At 38.0% G+C, this 21,402-nt stretch carries 16 protein-coding genes and 5 pseudogenes; 13 read left to right on the forward strand and 8 right to left on the reverse strand.

What is annotated here, in order from left to right; genetic code table 11:
* Positions 1 to 296, forward strand: a 296-nt coding sequence (locus OWR28_RS03590; protein ID WP_332385525.1) for an ATP-binding protein, incomplete at its 5' end; no start/stop codon positions are given.
* Between the two features lie 47 nt (positions 297 to 343).
* Here the strand turns inward: OWR28_RS03590 and trpS are convergent.
* The 7 genes from trpS to ileS all read right to left on the reverse strand — a co-directional run bounded on the left by trpS (position 344) and on the right by ileS (position 7,224).
* On the reverse strand, positions 344 to 1,312 hold the full coding sequence (trpS, locus tag OWR28_RS03595; protein WP_332385526.1) for a tryptophan--tRNA ligase: 969 nt from the start codon (positions 1,310 to 1,312) through the stop codon (positions 344 to 346).
* Positions 1,313 to 1,559: 247 nt separating this feature from the next.
* Positions 1,560 to 2,213 (reverse strand): SanA/YdcF family protein, encoded by a 654-nt coding sequence (locus tag OWR28_RS03600; RefSeq protein WP_494168428.1) that lies wholly within the window; start codon positions 2,211 to 2,213, stop codon positions 1,560 to 1,562.
* A 6-nt stretch (positions 2,214 to 2,219) separates the two neighbouring features.
* Positions 2,220 to 2,858: a lipoprotein signal peptidase gene (locus tag OWR28_RS03605; RefSeq protein WP_002983777.1), complete on the reverse strand. Its 639-nt coding sequence runs from the start codon at positions 2,856 to 2,858 to the stop codon at positions 2,220 to 2,222.
* Positions 2,858 to 3,052: a DUF2683 family protein gene (locus OWR28_RS03610; protein ID WP_002983775.1), complete on the reverse strand. Its 195-nt coding sequence runs from the start codon at positions 3,050 to 3,052 to the stop codon at positions 2,858 to 2,860. Before OWR28_RS03610 ends, OWR28_RS03605 begins: the two co-directional genes overlap by 1 nt.
* 16 nt (positions 3,053 to 3,068) lie before the next feature.
* A complete protein-coding gene (locus tag OWR28_RS03615; RefSeq protein WP_332385527.1) occupies positions 3,069 to 3,251 on the reverse strand; it encodes a DUF6576 domain-containing protein in 183 nt (60 codons plus the stop codon).
* Between the two features lie 140 nt (positions 3,252 to 3,391).
* Positions 3,392 to 3,772: a TraR/DksA family transcriptional regulator gene (locus OWR28_RS03620; RefSeq protein WP_002983772.1), complete on the reverse strand. Its 381-nt coding sequence runs from the start codon at positions 3,770 to 3,772 to the stop codon at positions 3,392 to 3,394.
* Between the two features lie 50 nt (positions 3,773 to 3,822).
* On the reverse strand, positions 3,823 to 7,224 hold the full coding sequence (gene ileS / locus OWR28_RS03625; protein WP_332385528.1) for an isoleucine--tRNA ligase: 3,402 nt from the start codon (positions 7,222 to 7,224) through the stop codon (positions 3,823 to 3,825).
* A 376-nt stretch (positions 7,225 to 7,600) separates the two neighbouring features.
* Here ileS and OWR28_RS03630 point away from each other — a divergent pair, with 376 nt between their 5' ends.
* From OWR28_RS03630 to OWR28_RS03645, 4 genes are all read left to right on the forward strand, one after another.
* Positions 7,601 to 8,242, forward strand: a complete 642-nt coding sequence (locus OWR28_RS03630; RefSeq protein WP_332385529.1) for a M23 family metallopeptidase — start codon at positions 7,601 to 7,603, stop codon at positions 8,240 to 8,242.
* A gap of 65 nt (positions 8,243 to 8,307) precedes the next feature.
* On the forward strand, positions 8,308 to 9,288 hold the full coding sequence (locus tag OWR28_RS03635; RefSeq protein ID WP_332385530.1) for a hypothetical protein: 981 nt from the start codon (positions 8,308 to 8,310) through the stop codon (positions 9,286 to 9,288).
* A gap of 92 nt (positions 9,289 to 9,380) precedes the next feature.
* Positions 9,381 to 10,673 carry a flexirubin biosynthesis putative acyl-CoA ligase FlxY gene (flxY, locus tag OWR28_RS03640; protein WP_332385531.1) on the forward strand — a complete coding sequence of 431 codons (1,293 nt, stop codon included), beginning with the start codon at positions 9,381 to 9,383 and terminating at the stop codon, positions 10,671 to 10,673.
* A gap of 73 nt (positions 10,674 to 10,746) precedes the next feature.
* Positions 10,747 to 11,355 carry a hypothetical protein gene (locus OWR28_RS03645; protein WP_332385532.1) on the forward strand — a complete coding sequence of 203 codons (609 nt, stop codon included), beginning with the start codon at positions 10,747 to 10,749 and terminating at the stop codon, positions 11,353 to 11,355.
* A 32-nt stretch (positions 11,356 to 11,387) separates the two neighbouring features.
* On the opposite strand, the pseudogene OWR28_RS03650 reads toward OWR28_RS03645, so the two are convergent.
* Positions 11,388 to 12,643 (reverse strand): annotated as a pseudogene (locus tag OWR28_RS03650) (NAD(P)/FAD-dependent oxidoreductase).
* Positions 12,644 to 12,741: 98 nt separating this feature from the next.
* Between OWR28_RS03650 and flxA the strand changes: the two are divergent.
* The 8 genes and pseudogenes from flxA (at position 12,742) to OWR28_RS03700 (ending at position 21,400) form a co-directional block, all read left to right on the forward strand.
* Complete coding sequence (gene flxA / locus OWR28_RS03655; protein ID WP_332385533.1) at positions 12,742 to 14,262, forward strand: flexirubin biosynthesis tyrosine ammonia-lyase FlxA; 1,521 nt, start codon at positions 12,742 to 12,744, stop codon at positions 14,260 to 14,262.
* A gap of 80 nt (positions 14,263 to 14,342) precedes the next feature.
* Positions 14,343 to 15,074: a flexirubin biosynthesis SDR family reductase FlxB gene (gene flxB, locus OWR28_RS03660; protein ID WP_332385534.1), complete on the forward strand. Its 732-nt coding sequence runs from the start codon at positions 14,343 to 14,345 to the stop codon at positions 15,072 to 15,074.
* Between the two features lie 106 nt (positions 15,075 to 15,180).
* Positions 15,181 to 16,396, forward strand: a pseudogene (locus OWR28_RS03665) (beta-ketoacyl-[acyl-carrier-protein] synthase family protein).
* 4 nt (positions 16,397 to 16,400) lie between these two features.
* Positions 16,401 to 16,655: an acyl carrier protein gene (locus OWR28_RS03670; protein WP_034692469.1), complete on the forward strand. Its 255-nt coding sequence runs from the start codon at positions 16,401 to 16,403 to the stop codon at positions 16,653 to 16,655.
* 115 nt (positions 16,656 to 16,770) lie between these two features.
* A pseudogene (locus OWR28_RS03675) lies at positions 16,771 to 17,652 on the forward strand (lysophospholipid acyltransferase family protein).
* Positions 17,653 to 17,825: 173 nt separating this feature from the next.
* A pseudogene (locus tag OWR28_RS03680) lies at positions 17,826 to 19,352 on the forward strand (phytoene desaturase family protein).
* Positions 19,353 to 19,371: 19 nt separating this feature from the next.
* Positions 19,372 to 21,038: pseudogene (locus OWR28_RS26785) on the forward strand (C45 family autoproteolytic acyltransferase/hydrolase).
* On the forward strand, positions 21,035 to 21,400 hold the full coding sequence (locus OWR28_RS03700; RefSeq protein WP_332385538.1) for a hypothetical protein: 366 nt from the start codon (positions 21,035 to 21,037) through the stop codon (positions 21,398 to 21,400). The pseudogene OWR28_RS26785 and the gene OWR28_RS03700 overlap by 4 nt, the downstream one beginning before the upstream one ends.
* Positions 21,401 to 21,402: the final 2 nt, after the last annotated feature.

Genomic DNA, 21,402 nt, shown 5'->3' on the forward strand with positions numbered 1-21,402 from the left:
TGTCTAATCTTCTTAAGAATGCAGTCAAATACAATAATGAAGAAGGAACCCTAAATATTATCGTTGAAAATAACAGAATAACATTTCAAAACAGCGGAAGCTCTGTGCCGCTGGATTCGGCAAGGATATTTAACAGGTTCTATAAGCAGGGGTCAGATCATACTTCTACCGGATTGGGGCTGTCTATCGTTAAAACTATTATCAGGCAGTATCCGGGATGGGAAATTAAGTATGAATATGCAGATCATATGCATTACTTTATTCTCACTAAAAATAACAGCAGCTATATTATATAGAAAAGCCTTTCAAAACGAAAGGCTTTCTTATGATAAAAAACTTAGCATTAAAATCCTAAGCTTGTTCTTACTCTTTTAAGGGTTTCCTGAGCAATAGGTCTGGTTTTCTCAGCGCCCTGCTGAAGCTTTGCTTCAAGCTCATCAAGATTATTCATATAATAATTGAACGTTTCTCTTTCCTTCTCAAAACGTACCAGAATCAGATCCAGCAATTCCTTTTTAGCATGTCCGTATCCGAAGTTTCCGGCAAGATATTTGGCTCTTAATTCCTCGGTTTGTTCAGGAGTAGCAATCAGCTGGTAAATAGCAAAAACTTTATCCGTTTCAGGATCTTTAGGGTCTTCTAAAGCTTTTGAATCCGTTTCAATGCTCATTACCTGTTTTTTAAGTTCCTTTTCCGGTAAGAAAATATTGATGATATTTCCTCTGGATTTTGACATTTTCTGACCATCTGTCCCGGGAACATATTTGGTGTCTTCCTGAAGTTCAGACTGTGGCAATACAAGAACTTCACCCATCTGATTGTTGAATCTTGACGCGACATCTCTGGCGAACTCCAGGTGCTGAAGCTGGTCTTTTCCAACAGGAACAATCTCTGCATCATACAGCAAAATATCCGCAGCCATCAGAATAGGGTAAGTAAACAAACCTGCATTCACATCCTGAAGCCTGTCTGCCTTATCCTTGAATGAATGGGCCAATGTTAATCTTTGATAAGGAAAAAAACATGATAAATGCCAAGAAAGTTCACAGGTTTCAGCGATATCGCTTTGTCTGTAGAAATATGTTTTTTCAGTATCCAGCCCACAAGCAAGCCAAGCCGCAGCAATCTCGTAGGTATTTTGTCTTAAAGTCTGCGCATCCTTAATCTGTGTAAGTGTGTGAAGATTCGCAATAAATAAAAATGATTCATTTCCTTCCTGCTTGGATAGTTCGATCGCAGGAATAATAGCCCCTAATAAATTTCCAAGATGGGGTGTTCCGGTGGCTTGAATGCCGGTAAGAATTCTTGACATTTGTTTACAATTTATATTTAAAAATTAATGAATAGCAAATTTACGAGGTTTGCCGGGAATAACGAAGATAAAAGATAAAAGATAAAAGATAAAAGATGTTGTTATTAAAATTCAATAGGGGTGGGCTCAGCCCGGCCAGCTTAATTCAACATCCATCCATTGCCTTTAGCCAAAATCTATCCATCCGGAATAATCATCTCTCTTTTCTCAATCATCTGTGACGATTTCTGCAATCTGTGGGAAAAAATCAAGGAATCATAATCTTCTCCCCTCCGAATTTCGGTTCTACTCCGAAAAGCAGATCCCAATAGGCCTTAGCTTTGGCTGCATACTCTCTCATATTAGTCTTTAACCCTGCATATTTATTTACATCAGCTGCATTGTACCCAAAGGCTTCCATCCCATTTTTTCTGGCCAGAAAAACGGCTCTTTCATTATGGAACTTCTGAGAAATGATGATGAGTCTGGTCTGGCTGAAAATATCCTTGGCTCTTACTACAGAATCCAGTGTCCTGAATCCCGCATGGTCCAAAATAATTTTATCCTTTGGAACTCCTTCCTGTATCAAGGCAAGCTGCATATCTTCAGGTTCATTATAATCCTTGGTACTGTTATCACCACTGACAATAATGTATTGTATTTTTCCGCTTTTGTATACATCACCTGCAGCTTTTATTCTGTTGTAGAAATAAGCATTTGGCTGTCCGTTGTTCAGGAGTTTCCCGGTTCCCAGCAATAAACCTGTTTTTGCTTCAGGCAGATCAGCAATATTATAAGAAATGAAGGATTCGCTGTCTTTTTTAATGCTGTAATTTGCCCAGGCAATAAAAATAATTCCTGCAACCAGAAGAAGCAGGAAAATTTTAAAAATATTTTTGATTATTTTTTCATCCGAAAATATGTCATTTTAAAACTCCAGACCGTTCGGGAAAGCTTTTTTTCTGAATATCAATAAGAATGCTGCTCCCACGGTAATCGCAGAATCGGCAACATTGAAAATATACTTGAAGAACTCAATGTGTTTTCCGCCTATCAAAGGCCAGCTTTCAGGCACATACCAGTCTACCAGCGGGAAGTGCAGCATATCTACTACACATCCTTTCATAAACGAAGAATATCCATGTCCAAAAGGAACAAGTTTAGAAACTCCACCGTAATCAAGCCATCTGTCAACACTTGCATCATAGATACTCCCGCTGTCGAAGATCATTCCGTAAAACATTCCGTCAATAAGGTTCCCGATAGCCCCTGCAAAAATGATGGCCATTGGAATCAGAAGGTAGTTGGATGCTCCTTCTTTTAACCATTTTTTAAACATATACAGCATTCCTCCGATCAGGAAAATTCTTAGGATAACAAGAAAATATTTTCCGATAATACCTCCGAAATGAAATCCGTAAGCCATTCCTGGATTCTCAACAAAAGTAAGTTTGAAACCCGGAAAAACAGAAACACTGTCACCTAGCCCAAAATGAGTTTTAATATAAATTTTTGAAGCCTGGTCAATTAACAACACTAAAAAGGTTATCGCTAAAATCTTTTTCATTACTGTCCTTTAGGTTTTGAAGGCTTTGCTGCCGGCTTTACATTTTTGTTGTCGCTTGCTTTCTTGACTACTTTCTGTCCGTTAAACGAGCTTTTAACGTGAGCTTTTTCAAATTTAATGCCCATTTCCTTCAGAACACTTTTCAGTGCACTCAGTTCCATAGAATTTTTAGGATGTACTATGATAGATTCCATTTCTTTTATTTAATTGTTACATTTTAGACAGCTCATCGAGTCTCTTTCTGTCTTTTTCAGAGAGATCATTCACTCCGTTTTTGCCCATTTTGCTCAGAAGTCTGTCGATTTCTTTCTCCCGTTCACGTTTATCAGCATTGAATTTGTCATCAATAGTATAGTTTTTCTGCGGATCAGGAAAAATCTGTTTTTGATCCATGTCCTGTTGACAAACAACAATACTGCTGCGATGATAACGCCCAAAATTAATAATTCGCTCATGGGTATACATTAAAAATTAGGTTTATAAAGTATCCTTGAATACAATATAAACCCAATATTATTTTACAAACCTTACGGCTATTTCTGCATATTTTTCGCTTCGATGCTCAGCGTAGCATGAGGAACAGCCAGAAGTCTTTCCTTAGGAATCAATTTTCCTGTCACTCTGCAAACACCGTACGTTTTGTTTTCGATTCTGATCAAAGCATTTTTAAGGTCACGCACGAATTTTTCCTGTCTTCCTGCCAAAATAGAATTCTGCTCTTTGCTTAACGTTTCTGCTCCTTCTTCAAAAGCCTTGAAAGTAGGAGACGTATCATCCGTTCCGTTATTCTGGTCGTTGATGAAACTTTCTCGGATAAGCTGAAGATCTTTTTCTGCTTTTTCTATTTTTTCTTTAATGATCGCTTTAAATTCCTGTAAATCAGCATCGCTGTATCTAACTCTTTCGTCTGACATATTCTTTCTCTTTTTAATAAAATTATGAAATGGAATTTGAAATACAATAACTACATGTTAATTTTTTCAATATTTATCTTAAAATTAACCTCATCTATTTCGATTTCGTTAAAATTTGAAAGTGAAGATACAATTTCTATTTTATTTGACAAGACTTCAGAAGAAATATATTCCTCATTTTTCTTAATATCATTCAAGAAAGGAGAGCTTTCTTCCAATGCAATTGAAATTTTGTCTGTCAGTTCAAAGTCTTTGTCTTTTCGCAGGTTTTGAATTCTGTTGATGAACTCTCTTGCGATTCCTTCAGATTTTAACTCATCGGTTAACGTCAAATCTAATGCCACAGTTGTTTTTCCGTCAGAAGTTACTGTCCATCCCGGGATATCTTTGGTAGAAATCTCTACATCATCAAGGGTAATTTCATATCCCTGAACATCTGTTTTTCCTTCCTTTTCAAGAACGGCAATCTGTTCTGCACTAAGATTAGCAATCTCTGCACCTACCAGCTTCATGTCTTTTCCTAATTTAGGACCAAGCGCTTTGAAGTTGGGTTTTATCTGTTTAACAATTAAATGCGATGCTTCTTCCGCATTGATTAACTGTAATTCTTTTACGTTCACTTCCTGCTTGATCAGGTCTGCAACAGCTAGAATCTGTTCTTCTGTTTTAGAATCCAATACAGGAACCAATACTTTCTGTAGCGGCTGACGAACTTTTACATTCTCTTTCTTTCTCAGAGAGAAGACCATGCTTGTAATGTTCTGAGCCAGATGTGTTTTTTCAACCAGATCCTGATCGATTAAGCTTTCATCAGCTACCGGAAAATCTGTAAGGTGTACAGATTCACAGTTTTCTTTTCCTGTTACTTTATTCAGGTCCTGATACAATTGATCCATAAAGAACGGAGCAATAGGAGCGGAAAGCTTGGCTACTGTTTCAAGACAAGTGTATAAAGTCTGATAAGCAGAGATTTTGTCATCAGAATATTCTCCTTTCCAGAAACGTCTTCTGCACAGTCTTACGTACCAGTTACTCAGGTTGTCATTCACAAAAGTGCTGATTGCTCTTGCTACTCTTGTCGGTTCATAGTCTTCATAGAATGCTTTTACTTCCTTGATCAGAAGGTTCAGCTCAGAAAGGATCCATCTGTCGATTTCAGGACGGTTTTCCACTTCTTTTTCCGAATAATTGAATCCGTCAACATTTGCATACAGAGCAAAGAATGAATACGTATTGTAAAGGGTTCCAAAGAACTTTCTTCTTACTTCATCGATTCCTTCAATATCAAACTTCAGGTTTTCCCAAGGGTTGGCATTGGAGATCATATACCAACGGGTAGCATCCGGTCCGTAAACTGCAAGTGTTTCGAATGGATCTACAGCATTTCCTAAACGTTTTGACATCTTTTGTCCGTTCTTATCCAGAACAAGACCGTTACTCATTACATTTTTGTAAGCAACTGAATCAAACACTGCAGTTCCGATCGCGTGAAGCGTATAGAACCATCCACGGGTCTGGTCAACACCTTCCGCAATGAAGTCAGCCGGGAATGCTTTATTATTGTCAATTAATTCTTTGTTTTCAAAAGGATAATGCAACTGTGCATAAGGCATAGACCCTGAATCGAACCAAACGTCGATCAGGTCGCTTTCACGCTTCATTGCTTTTCCTGAGTCAGAAACCAATACCACTTTGTCAACCACGTTTTTGTGAAGATCTACAAGCTCATAGTTAGACTCTGCCATATTTCCGATGATGAAACCTTTGAACGGGTTTTCGGCCATCAGTCCTGCTGCAATTGATTTCTCGATTTCGTTATAAAGTTCTTCTACAGAACCTATGATTTTTTCTTCTTTCAGATCATCTGTTCTCCAGATCGGTAACGGGATACCCCAATATCTTGAACGGGATAAGTTCCAGTCGTTTACATTTTCCAGCCAGTTGGCAAAACGTCCTTCTCCGGTAGCTTTGGGTTTCCAGTTGATTTCTTTGTTCAGGTTAACCAGTCTGTCTTTTACAGCGGTCATTTTCACAAACCATGAATCCAGCGGATAGTACAATACCGGTTTATCTGTTCTCCAGCAGTGTGGATAAGAGTGGACATATTTCTCTACTTTGAAGGCCTTGTTCTCCGTTTTCAACAGGATCGCAAGTTCCACATCCCATGATTTCTCAGGCGCTGTTCCTTCATCGTAATATTCGTTTTTGATATATTTTCCTGAAAACACCTCTGGAACATTTTCCCCTTTGATGAATCTACCCTGTAAATCTACCAATGGTACAAGGTTGTCATTTTCATCTTTTACCAACATGGGAGGAATCTCAGGCTGAGCCATTTTAGCAACTCTCGCATCATCCGCACCAAAAGTAGGCGCTGTGTGTACGATACCGGTACCGTCCTCTGTCGTTACGAAATCCCCTAAGATTACTCTGAATGCATTCTCAGGATTGTCATTAGGTGTAAACCAAGGAACTAACTGCTCATATCTCGTATCAACAAGTTTTTCCCCTGTAAATTCTTTTAATATTCTGAAAGGAATTACTTTGGTTTCCGGAGTATAGTTGGCAAAATCCTCATCTGTACCTTCTGCATATTTTTTACCGAAGACTTTAGGTAAAAGAGCGCTTGATAAAACTACAGTTACAGGTTCAAATGTATATTGATTGAAGGTTTTAACCAAAACATATTCAATATCTCTTCCTACAGTAAGAGCAGTATTGGATGGAAGTGTCCACGGAGTTGTCGTCCATGCAAGGATATGAACATCCCCGTCAACATCGTTGAACAATGCTGAAGAGTCTTTTTTCACTTTAAACTGAGCCACAACCGTTGTGTCCGAAACATCACGATATGTCCCAGGCTGGTTAAGCTCGTGAGAAGAAAGTCCTGTTCCCGCTTTTGGAGAGTAAGGCTGGATCGTGTAACCTTTGTACAATAAGTTTTTATCATACAATTGCTTCAACAGCCACCAAACCGTTTCCATATATTTTGACTTGTACGTGATGTACGGATCATCAAGGTCTACCCAATATCCGATTTTTTCCGTAAGGTTATTCCAGACATCGGTATAACGCATTACGGCTTCACGACAAGCTTTGTTATAGTCTTCAATAGAGATTTTTTTGCCAATATCTTCTTTCGTGATTCCTAATTCTTTTTCTACACCCAGTTCCACAGGAAGACCATGCGTATCCCAGCCTGCTTTACGGAAAACCTGTTTCCCGTTTTGGGTCTGGTAACGGCAAAAAATATCTTTCAATGCTCTTGCCATTACGTGGTGAATTCCGGGCATACCGTTTGCTGAAGGCGGACCTTCATAAAAAACAAACTCAGGATTTCCCTGACGAATCTCAACACTCTTATTGAAAGTTTTATTTTGTTTCCAAAATTCCGCTACATTCTCTGCTACGTCAATAAGGTTGAGGTTTTTGTATTCTTTAAATTGGCTCATTGTAAATATCTCAATATCGTTGATTAATTAAGTCTGCAAATTTACTAAAATTTGTCGGTTTATAATATATGTTTTATTTTGATATCATCTATTAAAAAGTTCAATTTCAGAAATATAAATAAAATGTAAGGTAAAAGTGAATGGTGAATGGTGAATATGTGAATTTTTCTGGGTGTTTTTTATATAAAATTTAGCGTAAATGTATTCAATAGGAGCGGGCTTTAGCCCGCTTAAATAATAAAAGGCAAATCCAACGGCTTTAGCCAAAGCCTAATGATTGCGCAAAGTTCACAAAGATCTTAAGAATGCTGGTGCAGCAACCTCTTGTTGGCCGGAATTTTGTACATTTAAGTAGACCTATAAACCCAAATGCTGTATGAAAATCTTCTCCAAACTGATGGCTGCTATCTGTTTTATCTGTACAATCATCATAAACGCCCAGAATAATTACCCTCAAAACTATTTCCGTAACCCGCTGAATATTCCCATGCAGTTGGCGGCTAATTTTGGTGCTATCAGGACGAACCATTTTCATATGGGGCTGGACTTAAGAACCAACAGTCAGGAAAATTTACCGGTTCTAGCTGCGGCAGAAGGCTATGTAAGCAGGATAAAGGTAGAAAGATATGGTTTTGGTAATGCAATATACATCACTCATCCCAACGGTTATACCACAGTATATGCTCACCTGAATAAATACTTTGGTAAGCTCGATGAATTTGTAAAGGAAAAGCAGTACAAAGACGAAAAGTGGGAACAGGATATTACTTTTCAGCCCGGACAGTTTCCGGTAGAAAAAGGACAACAGATTGCATTGAGTGGAAATACCGGAGGATCTGCTGGTCCGCACCTGCATTTCGAAATAAGAGATACCAAAACGGAAGAATGTCTTAACCCTTTATTGTTTGGATTTAATATTCCGGATTCTGTAGCTCCCATTATCAGTGGATTGTATTGGTATGACCGCAGATTCAGTACATATGAGCCAGGAGCGAACGGAATTGCAGTGAAAAAGTAGGAGGTATTTACACTGCAGATGTTATAAGAGTCAGTTCACCGAAGATAAGTTTCGGAATTAAGGCTGTGGATAAAGCCAATCAGGGATTTAATCTTGGGATTTATAATGCAGAACTATTGATGGATGGTAAGCTGATGTACAGTTTTAAAATTGATAAAGTACATTATGATGATACCCGATATATCAACGGTTGTATCGATTATACGAAATTCATCAGAGACAAAATGGGGATTCAGCATTTGTCTGCTTTGCCGGGGATGAAACTGCAAAATTATAGTGTGTCTGATCTTTCAGGAATTATCAATCTTCAGGATGAAGATGTTCACAATATCGAAATTGTTGTAAAGGATGTAAAAGGTAATACCAGCAGGCTAGCCACCAAAGTCCAGTTGAGCAATGCAGGAACAGGAATTGCATCTTCAGGTAAAACAGTTGTGCCTAATGAAGGAAAAATGCTTACAACCGAAAATGCAGAAATCATTTTCAGTAAAAATGCGTTCTATGATGCTGTAAATTTCAATGCCTATGAAAAAACATCCGCTCATCCGGATGCGGCTTCGAACAGTATTGTTTTACATAATCCATATATTCCGGTTCATGATGAATATATTTTGAAAATAGATCCCAACAGAAAATTATCCAGTACAGAAAAAGACAAAGCTGTTATTATTCTTGATTACGGGAGTGATAAAGATTTCGTAAAAGCAAAATGGAATGCTGACCGGGCAGAAGGACAGTTCAACAGATTGGGTACAGCGCAGTTGGTGATTGATAATACTTTGCCATCCGTTTCGCCAGGTTGGAATGAGGGTGCTTTGATCAGCAGCAGCTCTTTGAGACTAAAGGGAACCGCAAAAGTGGGAGATATTGTTTCATTCCGGGCTGAACTGGACGGAATATGGCTGAGATTTGCCCGTGTAAAAGATGATTTTGTGTATGTCTTTGATGAAAAATGTCCAAAAGGGTCCGGTTCTCATACTTTAAAAGTAACCACCATCAATACTGCTGGAAATACAAACATACAGACCTTTGCCTTCCGGAGATAAAAGCTATGGTAGAAATCTTGAATACATTTTACATGAATACATCTTACAATCATGTAATTTTAAATAAATTTGCTTTTTAAAAATTAAAATCATTGGAATTTCATCCGTCAATTGAGAAAGCAGGGATTCAGGAAATCAAAAAATTTCAGGAAGAAAAACTTCATGAGCTTTTGGTTTACCTGGAAAGCCATTCGCCTTTTTATAAGAAGCTGTTTAAAGAAAATAATATTAATATTGCCGATATTCTTACGTTGGAAGATCTTCAGAAGATTCCTACCACCACAAAGAATGATCTTCAGCAGCATAATCATGATTTTTTCTGCATAGCACCTGATAAAATTGTTGATTACAGTACCACTTCCGGAACATTGGGAGATCCTGTGACATTCGGATTGTCTGATGGTGATCTTGAAAGACTTGCTTACAATGAAGCCATATCATTTGCCTGTGCAGGAATTCAGAAAGGAGATGTTGTGCAGATGATTACAACCATCGACAAACGTTTTATGGCAGGACTTGCTTATTTTTTAGGCTTAAGAAAAATGGGGGCAAGCGTGGTGAGAATGGGACCGGGAATTCCTGAACTGCAGTGGGATTCTATTTTCAGATACAAACCGAAATACCTGATTACAGTGCCTTCTTTTCTTTTGAAAATGATTGACTATGCCGAAAAACATGGGTTGGATTATAAAAATTCAAGCGTGTATGGAGCCGTATGTATTGGAGAAAGTATCAAAAATCAGGATTTTACAGATAATATCCTTTCACAGAAGATCAAAGAAAAGTGGGATATCAAACTTTTTTCCACCTATGCTTCTACTGAGATGAGCACCGCTTTTACAGAATGTGAGTTCCAGATCGGAGGACATCACCATCCGGAGCTGATCATCACAGAAATTCTGGATGATGAAGGCAATCCCATAAAAGAAGGAGAGAGCGGGGAGCTTACCATTACAACTTTAGGGGTGGAAGCCATTCCTTTATTAAGATTTAAAACAGGAGATATTGTAAAAGCTCACCATGAGCCATGTCAGTGCGGAAGAAATACGATGAGGTTAGGACCTGTGATAGGAAGGAAACAGCAGATGATCAAATATAAGGGAACAACATTGTATCCACCGGCAATGAATGATATCCTGAATGATTTCAACAATATCTTATGCTATCAGATTGTTATTCAGGCCAACGAAATTGGACTAGATGAAATTATCATCAAATTAAGCACAGAAGAAGAGCATGAAACCTTTGTAAATGAAGTAAGAGATCACTTCCGGGCCAAACTAAGAGTAAGCCCGAAAATTGAAATTATTGATTTTGATATTCTGTCTAAAACAGTTTTTAATCCAAGCAGCAGGAAACCTATTACTTTTATTGATTTGAGATAAAATTTAAAATAAAGAGTCAATAGAACTTTCTTTTATAATATCTTTGGGTTCTTAAAATAAAAGCTAATACCCTATGAAAAAATTATTATTGCTGGTCTTTTTAGTTATAATGACAACAGCTTTCGGACAAGAGAAAATGAAAATAGTTGCCGGAAGTCTGGGGGTTTTGAAAGATCAGACCGAAGTAAATGTTGAGGTAAAATTTGAGAATGTATTATTTATGAAAGAAAATATTACAGAAGCTCAGTACCTTGAAAACAGAAAAAAACAAGTTATTGAAAATCCTAAAAGAGGCGAAGAAGCCTGGAAAAAATGGATTGAAGAATGGGAAAAATACAAAAAGGAATATTATGTGGATTATTTCGCAAAAGGACTGAATAAAACTTACAAAAATATTTCATTTAAAAAAGATGCAGCCGCAAAATATACCCTGTTGGTAGAGACAAATTGGATTTTTCCTGGCTGGCATGCCGGAATTACAGCAATGACTGCCGAAATAACCGGGAAAATAAAACTGGTGGAAACCAATAATCCTTCTACAGTTTTAGCTGAAATAGAACTTAAAAAGTTTGATAAATTTGTGCAAAATAAAGAATTTGTAATGGAGTATGGAAGAATAGCATCAGCTTATGAATCTGCCGGAAGGTATTTGGGAAGAGAAATCAAAAAATCTTTAAAATAACAAAAAACGGTCTGAATTTTCAGACCGTTTTTTTATGCTTGATTTTGTTGTTCCTGTTTTTCCAGTTTGATGAGGTTCGCAAGATTTTTAATCACTGTATCATGTTTCTTTACGAAAGGATTGTCTTTGTTCCAGACATAACCCGCTAAAACTGCACATATCTTTTTCTTTACATCAGGATTTTCCGGCTGATGAAAGAATAACTCCTGAAGATTTCCGGTATACCACTCTTTTACATAGGTAGTGAAAACATCCACTCCATATAAAATATAGTCTGTGTATTCCTTCTGCCAGTCAATTTTTTCTCCATTAAGCTGTCTCAAGGCAAGTTTGGCGGCCAGCATTCCTGATTCTGTGGCAAAAGCCATTCCTGAAGAGAAAACAGGATCAAGGAATTCAGATGCATTTCCCGTTAAAGCAAATCCGTCTCCAAATAAACTTTTTACCGAGCAGGAATAATCTTTCAAATGTCTTGGTTCAAAAAGGAAATCTACATTCCCGAAACGCTTTACATAATAATCGGAAAGAGAGATTGCTTTTTTAAGGCTTCAGTGGTATCTCCGTTTTCAGATAACTTGTCAATATATTCAGTAGGGCCTACAATCCCTAAACTTGTGTTTCCGTTAGAAAAAGGAATGACCCAAAGCCATACTTCTGTTTCGATGATGTCAAAAGAAATTAAAGTTCCTTCCTCTCCAGGCTCTCTGTTAATGTCATGTACATGAGAGAAAATAGCAGAGTGGGGAGATAGTTTTGAAGGTTTTTCAAGGTCCAGTAAACGGGGCAATACTCTTCCATAACCGCTGGAATCGATAACAAATTTAGCGTGGATCTCTTTCGTTTCTCCATCTTTATTTCTTACTGTAGTCACAGAATCTGTTCCGTCAAACTTAATATCAATAACTTCAGTCTCAAATTCAAGATCAATTCCTTTATTAATCACTTCCTGAGCAAGCGTATTGTCAAAATCAGCTCTGGGAACCTGCCATGTCCAGTCCCAGCCTTCCCCGAATTTGTTGCTGAAATCAAAAATGCAGATTTCGTCACCGCGAAGAAAACGCGCACCAAGCTTCTTTTCAAAGCCCATTTTGTCCAATGCAGGGAAAAGTCCGGCCTCGTCAAAGTGGTCCATTACCCTCGGAATTAAGCTTTCTCCCACTACCAGTCTGGGAAATTTTGTTTTTTCGACTACTTTCACGTTGACGTTATTCTTCTTTAAGTATGAAGAAGACACGCATCCGGAAGGTCCGGCTCCGATTACAAGAACGTCAACAAATTCTTTGCTCATCTTTGATTTTTTATTTTAATAATAACTTTTATCTTTGCCGCAAAATTAGTGACAAATAATTAATATTTTACAAAATTATCAACTATTACTTTTAATTGATGAAAATAAATAACTTTTTAGAACTGAAAGACTTTCAAAAAATTATCATTGAGAATGAAAAAATAGAACTGGATGAATCGCTTTTATCAAGAGTGGATAAAAGTTTTCAGTTTTTAAAAGAGTTTTCAAAAAATAAAGTAATATACGGTGTGAACACTGGCTTCGGCCCGATGGCTCAGTTCAAGATCAGTGACGAAGATACACACCAGCTCCAGTATAACCTGATCAGAAGCCATTCTTCAGGTATCGGAAATCCTTTACCTGCGGAAGAGGTAAAAGCATGTATGCTGGCGAGACTGAATACCTTGTCACTGGGAAATTCAGGAGTACACCAGTCTGTAATTTACCTTCTTCAGGAGCTCATCAACAGGGATATTATTCCACTGATATTTGAACACGGAGGGGTAGGAGCAAGCGGAGACCTTGTTCAGCTTGCCCATCTGGCTTTGGTCCTGATCGGAGAAGGAGAAGTATTTTATAAAGGAGAAAGAAAATCAACCAAAGAGGTCTTTGAAACAGAAGGCTTAGAACCGATAAAAGTAGAGATCCGGGAAGGTCTTGCTTTGATGAACGGAACTTCCGTAATGTCCGGAATCGGTATTGTAAATGCTTATAAAGCCAATCAGCTGACAGATATTTCCCTTAGACTTTCGTGTGCAATCAATGAAATTGTACAGGCTTATGATGATCACCTGTCAGAAGCATTGAACGGAACAAAAAGGCATTACGGCCAGCAGAAAGTGGCAGAAAGAATGCGTGCTCATCTGGCGGACAGTAAACTGATCAGAAAAAGAGAAGATCATCTTTATACACACTTTGAAGAGCAGGAAAAAGTATTTAAGGAGAAAGTTCAGGAATATTATTCTTTAAGATGTGTTCCTCAGATCTTAGGTCCGGTACTGGACACGCTGGAATATACGGAAAAAGTTCTTGAAAATGAGATCAATTCAGCGAATGATAACCCGATTATCAATGTTGAAGATCAGCATGTTTACCATGGAGGAAACTTCCATGGAGATTACATTTCCCTGGAAATGGACAAGCTTAAAATTGTGGTTACCAAATTGACAATGCTCGCTGAGAGACAGTTGAACTATCTTCTGAATGCCAAGATCAATGAAATTTTGCCGCCTTTTGTAAATTTGGGTAAATTAGGTTTCAATTTCGGGATGCAGGGCGTGCAGTTTACAGCAACTTCCACTACGGCAGAAAGTCAGATGCTGTCAAATTCTATGTATGTTCACAGTATTCCGAACAATAATGATAATCAGGATATCGTTAGTATGGGAACCAATGCAGCAGTGATTTGCAGAAAAGTAATTGAAAATGCTTTTGAAGTATTGGCCATTGAAGCGATTACCATCATTCAGGCTATTGAATATCTTGGATTCCAGGATAAGGTTTCATCATCTACAAAAGAATTGTATGACGAAATCAGAAAAATTATTCCTGCCTTCTCAGACGATATGGTGATGTATCCGTATCTGGAAGAAGTAAAGAAATATCTGAAAGGAATGTAACTATTAGCTGTTATGGATTGTCTCTAAAATAGATATCCGGCATCAATTAAAAAAACTAAAAACGATATAAACACTAACGCATGAAATGTGCAATTGTAACAGGAGGCTCCAGAGGGATCGGGAGGGCAATCTGTATAAAACTGGCTGAAGAGAAAAACTATCACATCCTTATCAACTACGCTTCAAACGAAACCGCAGCCAAAGAAACATTGGCTAAAGTGGAAGAACTTGGGGCTACGGGAGAAATCCTTAAATTTGATGTAGGGAATACCGAAGAAACACAGGCTGTTTTAACAGCATGGCAGGAGAGAAATCCTGATGCAGTAGTAGAAGTGATTGTCAATAATGCGGGAATCACAAGAGACGGTCTCTTTATGTGGATGCAGAAAGAAGACTGGAACAGTGTAATCAATACAAGTCTGGACGGATTTTTCAATGTGACCAATTTCTTTATCCAAAAGCTGCTTCGCAACAAATACGGACGAATCATCAATATGGTTTCAGTATCCGGAGTAAAAGGAACAGCCGGCCAGACGAATTACTCGGCCGCAAAAGGAGCTTTGGTAGGTGCTACAAAAGCCCTTGCACAGGAAGTTGCCAAAAGAAATGTTACCGTAAATGCGGTAGCTCCAGGTTTTATCAAAACAGATATGACTCAGGAATTCAATGAAGAAGAGCTGAAAGCAATGATCCCGGCCAACAGATTCGGAGAAGCAGAAGAAGTGGCAGATCTTGTCGCATTTTTAGCATCTAAAAAATCATCCTACATTACAGGGGAAGTGATTAATATTAACGGAGGAATTTACTCATAAATAATCTAACAATATACCAATGTATCGGTGTACCAATGTTGATTGATCTTAATGAAAATATTGTTACATGGCTAGACTGATACATTGTTAAATTCAATATAAACAAATGGAAAATAGGGTTGTAATTACCGGGATGGGAATTTATTCCTGCATCGGGACGTCTTTAGAAGAGGTCAGGGAATCCCTATATCAAGGAAAATCCGGTATTGTTTTAGATCAGGACAGAAAGAATTTGGTTTCAGATCAGGTCTTACTGGTGTGGTTCCAAAACCGGATCTTAAAAATCTTTTGAACAGGCGCCAGCGTGTCAGCATGGGAGAAGAAAGCGAATATGCCTATCTGGCTACCATTGATGCATTGAAGCAGGCGAATCTGGACGAAGAATTCCTGGATGCCCATGAAGTGGGAATCTTATACGGAAATGACAGCGTTTCCCAGGCTGTTGTAGAATCTATCGATATTGCAAGGGAAAAAAAGATACAACATTGATGGGATCGGGAGCGATCTTTAAATCAATGAACTCAACGGTAACCATGAACCTTTCTACGATCTTTAAGCTGAAAGGGATCAATCTTACCATCAGTGCAGCGTGTGCAAGCGGTTCGCACTCATTGGGACTGGCTTATATGATGATCAAAAATGGTTTTCAGGACATGATCATCTGTGGAGGAGCTCAGGAAACCAACAAATATTCCATGGCGAGCTTTGACGGACTGGGAGTATTCTCAGTCAGAGAAGATGAGCCTGCAAAAGCTTCCAGACCTTTCGATTCAGGAAGAGACGGGCTGATTCCAAGTGGAGGTGCAGCCACCTTGATTGTGGAAAGCTTAGAATCCGCTCAAAGAAGAGGAGTATCCATTATTGCTGAAATTATCGGTTATGGTTTTTCTTCAAATGGAGGTCATATCTCCACACCGAATGTAGACGGCCCTGCTCTGGCCATGGACAGAGCATTAAAGCAGTCAGGATTAAACGCTTCAGATATCGATTATATCAATGCTCATGCAACTTCTACCCCGATTGGTGATGCCAATGAGGCAAAAGCTATTTATGAAATTTTCGGTAGCGAGGTTCCGGTAAGTTCTACCAAATCCATGACCGGACATGAATGCTGGATGGCGGGTGCAAGTGAAGTTATCTACTCCATTCTGATGATGCAGAATGATTTCGTTGCTCCGAATATTAATCTGGAAAATCCTGATAATGAGGCACAAAAGATAAATTTGGTCACAAAACAAAATCAAAAAATTGATGTATTTTTGTCGAATTCTTTTGGGTTTGGGGGAACCAATTCTGCACTAATAGTTAAAAAATTTGATTAAAAACATGGAAAGGGAAAAAATTGTTGCTATCGTTAATGATTTTCTGGTAAACGAATTCGAGGTAGACGGAGACGAAATCAGTAATGATGCCAACCTTAAAAATACACTGGGCTTGGACAGCCTGGATTATATCGACATGGTAGTCGTGATCGAATCCAATTTCGGGGTGAAATTAGGAGAAGCAGATTTCAAGAAAATGGTAACATTTGATGATTTCTATACAACGATTGAACATAAGATTGCTGAAAAAAACGCTTAGTTATTGAGTCAATCTTTATTCTATAAAATGTGCCAATGTAATAATATCACAGTGCTTCAGTAATGAACACAACAAGGTATGATTACATTGGTTCTCTGTTATATTAAACTGGATTATGAACAAGTGGAAAGGTAAATCTAAAGGAACAGTGCTCGGATACAGGATATTCGTCTGGTGTATTAGAAATATCGGAATCAGAAGTTCATACGGAGTGCTTTATTTTGTAGCAGCTTATTATTCTCTGTTTCAGAAAAAAGCAACCAATATATTCTTTATTACTTCCGGAAAAGGCTGAATTACGGATACTGGAAATCTAAAGCTTCCATCTTTAAAAGCTATTTTACCTTCGGAAAAGTTCTGATTGATAAAACAGCGATCTCTGCCGGACTCAGAGAAAAATACACCTATGAATTTGACGGTATTGAAAACCTCAGAAACCTTTTAGCAGCTAAAAAAGGAGGCGTACTGATCAGTGCGCATATCGGTAATTTTGAAATTGCAGAACACTTCTTTGCGGATATCGACTTCGACTGCCAGATCAATCTGGTGACCACAGATCAGGAAGTGACGGTGATAAAAGAATATCTGGAAAGTGTTGCTGTAAAGAAGAGTAACATCAAGTTCATTTATGTTAAAGACGATATGTCGCATATCTTTGAGATCAACAAGGCTTTATCCGAAAATGAACTGATCTGTTTTACCGGAGACCGGTATTTTGAGGGATCCAAATATCTGGAAGCAGAACTGTTGGGAAAAGCGCAAAATTTCCGGCTGGCCCGTTTTTGATTGCCTCAAGATTGGGAGTGCCTGTTGTCTATGTTTATGTGATGAAAGAAAATAATCTTCATTATCATCTTTACGCCAGGATTGCTCAGAATATCAAAACCGTGATTCGCAGGGGCTTTTACAGTCTTATGTACAGAATCTTGAAGCTATGGTAAAAAAATACCCCCTTCAATGGTTCAATTATTTTGATTTTTGGGATGATGTTGATTAATTTTTCTATTTTTATTCCGTAAAAACTAACGAAAAACTAAAACCATTAAGATGTACCGAGAATTAAGATGATTAAAAAATATTTCCGGATAAATTTTCTTTGCTTACCGCACAAAGTAAGCTTTAAATATCTTAAATTCCCTGTTTCTTAATTATATTAAAGCACATTCTCTTTTGAAGAAAGAATATGACATACTTGTAATCGGCAGCGGATTGGGAGGTCTTGTTTCGGCTCTTATTTTGGCGAAAGAAGGTATGAAAGTATGCGTTCTTGAGAAAAATAACCAATACGGAGGAAATCTGCAGACCTTTTCAAGAGATAAGCTTATTTTTGATACAGGAGTCCATTATCTCGGAGGCTTATCCAAAGGGCAGAATCTGAATCAGTTCTTTTCCTACCTGGAAATTATGGATCATCTTGAGCTTCAGCTGATGGATGAAGACGGGTATGACAGAATCAGTTTCGGTGATGATGAAACAGAATATCCGCACGCACAGGGCTATCAGAATTTTGTGGAGCAGCTTTCCAGATACTTTCCCGAAGAAAAAGAAAACCTTGAGAACTACTGCGAAGAGATTCAATACGTCTGCAGCCAGTTTCCAAGATATCATGTGGTAGGGAAAGACCATTACAACGAAGAAATCCTGCACCTCAATACCAAAAGATTCATTGAATCTGTTACCCATAACAAAAAACTTCAGTCGGTTCTGCTGGGTTCCAATTTTTTATATGCCGGAGACTCTGAAAATGTACCTTTTTATGTACATGCCTTAACAGTAAACTCTTATATCCAGAGTGCCTACAAATGTGTAAAAGGAGGCAGCCAGATTTCTAAGCTTCTGATCAGAAAACTTCGCGAATATGGGGCAGAAGTACACAAACATTCTGAGGTTTCTGAATTTGTCTTTAATGAAAATAATGCATTGACGTCCGTAAAAACAAAGACAGGAAAAGAATATGCCGCAAAACAATTTATTTCCAATATTGAGATCCGTTCCACCATTAAGCTGATAGGCGAAGAAAGATTAAAGAAATCCTTTCTGAACAGAGTTTTAAGCTGGAAGCCGGTTTCATCCTGCTTTAGTGTTTATCTGGTTTTAAAACCTCACAGCCTTCCGAATTTTAATTACAACAGATATCACTACTCATCAGAAGACCTGGTGTGGAATGCATGCCAATACCAAAAAGAATCATGGCCGGAAACCTATATGCTCTCATCCACGCCTTCAAAACATTACCCTGATTTTGCAGAAAGCCTCACCGCTATTTCCTATATGGATTTTGAGGAGGTGAAAGAATGGGAAAATACTTTCAATACCGTAGCAGATGAACATGAAAGAGGTGAAGCTTATGAAAAATTTAAGCTTGAAAAAGACCGAGAAAATGCTGGATGCGCTGGAAAAGAAAATTCCTAACATAAGGCATGCCATCAAAACAATATACACTTCTTCTCCGTTATCTTACAGGGACTATATAGGAAACTTTGAAGGAAATATGTACGGATACATGAAAAGTTCTGAAAATCCTCTTAAAACAATGGTTTCCCCCGTACCAAAATTGATAATCTGTTTCTGACAGGACAGTCTGTTAATATGCACGGGATTTTAGGAGTAACCATCGGAGCTTTTAATACCTGTGCGGAGATTCTTGGAAAAGATATAATAGATATGAGGTTGACACAAATGATTAATAAAAACTAAAAGTGAAAAAACTAATACCATATATTCATCCTGTAAAAGAACGCTTCTTTATCTTACCCTTTGTTTTTCACTTACATCCTGCGGAATTTCAAAGTCTGTTCATCATATTCCTGACGTAAAGCAATACTCATTAGAGGTTCCTGAAGTAAACAGAATCAACGACAGCACTTTCAGTTACAATCAAAATTATCTTACCAAAAATAAGCAGCAGCTCTGGGAGCTTTACATCAAAGGAAATCCTTTGCAACTTGGCTATAATAATGGTGCACTGACGCAGAGGCTGATGCAGAAGCAGGAAGAAATCTTTTTTCTCAAAAGTGGAAGGATTCGTTCCATCAAAATTTAAACAAAGACTCTTAAGGGGTTTTTAAAATGGTACAACAGAAAAATGTACCTCAATGTCAGAGAAGATTATCAGGCCGAATTATACGGCTTGTCACAATACTCATCTGACCGGTATGATTTTATTGCTCCCAAATATTTAAGAAACCTTTACCTGCACGGAGCCCACGATATCGGGCATGCAATGCAGGATCTGGCCATGGTAGGCTGTACGTCTCTTGCTGTATGGAATGAAAATACGGAGGACGGAGATCTTCTGATTGGAAGAAATTTCGATTTTATGTGGGAGATGATTTTGCAAAAAATAAACTGGTAGAATTTGTTCAGCCGGAAGAAGGAATTCCTTACATGTCGGTAAGCTGGCCGGGAATGATCGGTGTGGTTTCCGGGATGAATAAAGAAGGCATCACCGTAACGATTAATGCCGGAAAATCAAAAATTCCTTTGACGGCAAAGACTCCTATCTCCCTTGTTACAAGAGAAATTCTTCAGTATGCTAAAAATATAGATGAAGCGATTGATATTGCTAAAAAAAGGAAAGTTTTCGTTTCAGAATCTATTCTTGTTGGAAGTGCTGCAGACAAAAATGCCGTAATTATTGAGGTCTCACCTAAAAATTTCGGAGTATACAAAGTGAAGAATACCAGCAGGGTTCTCTGCACCAATCATTTTCAGTCGGATGCCTATAAGGATGACAAAAGAAATCAGAAACATATCGAAGAAAGCCATTCAAAATACAGGTATGAAAAACTGCAGGAACTTTTGCAGGAGGAGAAAAAGATCACTCCGGAAAAAATGGCTTCCATTTTAAGGAACAGATCGGGCTTAAAAGATAAACCGATTGGTTATGGCAATGAAAAAGCACTCAATCAGCTTCTGGCACATCATGCTGTTATCTTTTCGCCTCAGAAAAGACTGGTCTGGGTTTCTTCAATCCCTATCAGCTGGGGGAATTTGTCTGCTATGACCTGAATGAAATTTTTCAGGAAATCCGTTACCGCAAAGTCTCCGGGCTAAAACAGAACTCAATATTAAAAGAGACCCCTTCTCAGATTCTGAGGAATTCCAAAACTATGAGCTGTCTAAAATGTATGGGAAAGAAATCAATGAGGCTGCCGATGATAAAAATACACTGTTGGGAGATGATGTTATTCCTTCCTATCAGGCCATGAATCCTGACTTCTGGCTGGTGTATTATCAATCCGGAAAATATTATTTTAGCAAAAAGAATATTCACAGGCAAAAATTGCATTTGAAAAAGCATTGACGAAAGAAATTACAACGGTTCCGGACAGGAAAAATGTAGAAAAATACCTGAAGAAAACTTTAAACAAACTGAAATGATCCCAAAATATATAAAGCTGCTGTTCTGCGTTCCTTTTGTCATTATCATCTGCTATTCCGCGTACCTGTGTACAGTCTACAATTCGATACCTGCCACCATTCCAATTCATGGGTATGGAAATATGAAAGACAACTACGGAAGTAAAATATTTCTGGTATTTCCGGTGCTGATGAACCTGGCTGTCCTTATTTTTATCTGGTTGATTATCAGAAAGCCGGATAAGATAAAGTTTACTTTTGAAAACAATGAAAATGAAAGAGAAAAAACATATCATATCACACAGCTGGCTCTGGTAATTATTGCGATATTTGTTACCATAATGATGACGCCACTTTCATTTTCGGATGTGGTTTTTAAATAATT

Origin of the sequence: Chryseobacterium sp. 1B4, from assembly GCF_036631475.1 — a bacterium.
Taxonomy (GTDB): Bacteria; Bacteroidota; Bacteroidia; order Flavobacteriales; family Weeksellaceae; genus Chryseobacterium.

Excerpts from the sequence above, each read along its gene's own strand:
- OWR28_RS03630 (WP_332385529.1), top strand. The coding sequence starts at position 7,601 with ATGAAAATCTTCTCCAAACTGATGGCTGCTATCTGTTTTATCTGTACA.
- flxA (WP_332385533.1), top strand. The coding sequence starts at position 12,742 with ATGAAAATAAATAACTTTTTAGAACTGAAAGACTTTCAAAAAATTATC.
- OWR28_RS03670 (WP_034692469.1), top strand. The coding sequence starts at position 16,401 with ATGGAAAGGGAAAAAATTGTTGCTATCGTTAATGATTTTCTGGTAAAC.
- flxB (WP_332385534.1), top strand. The coding sequence starts at position 14,343 with ATGAAATGTGCAATTGTAACAGGAGGCTCCAGAGGGATCGGGAGGGCA.
- OWR28_RS03645 (WP_332385532.1), top strand. The coding sequence starts at position 10,747 with ATGAAAAAATTATTATTGCTGGTCTTTTTAGTTATAATGACAACAGCT.
- OWR28_RS03620 (WP_002983772.1), bottom strand. The coding sequence starts at position 3,772 with ATGTCAGACGAAAGAGTTAGATACAGCGATGCTGATTTACAGGAATTT.
- ileS (WP_332385528.1), bottom strand. The coding sequence starts at position 7,224 with ATGAGCCAATTTAAAGAATACAAAAACCTCAACCTTATTGACGTAGCA.
- OWR28_RS03615 (WP_332385527.1), bottom strand. The coding sequence starts at position 3,251 with ATGGATCAAAAACAGATTTTTCCTGATCCGCAGAAAAACTATACTATT.
- trpS (WP_332385526.1), bottom strand. The coding sequence starts at position 1,312 with ATGTCAAGAATTCTTACCGGCATTCAAGCCACCGGAACACCCCATCTT.
- OWR28_RS03610 (WP_002983775.1), bottom strand. The coding sequence starts at position 3,052 with ATGGAATCTATCATAGTACATCCTAAAAATTCTATGGAACTGAGTGCA.
- OWR28_RS03605 (WP_002983777.1), bottom strand. The coding sequence starts at position 2,858 with ATGAAAAAGATTTTAGCGATAACCTTTTTAGTGTTGTTAATTGACCAG.
- OWR28_RS03700 (WP_332385538.1), top strand. The coding sequence starts at position 21,035 with ATGATCCCAAAATATATAAAGCTGCTGTTCTGCGTTCCTTTTGTCATT.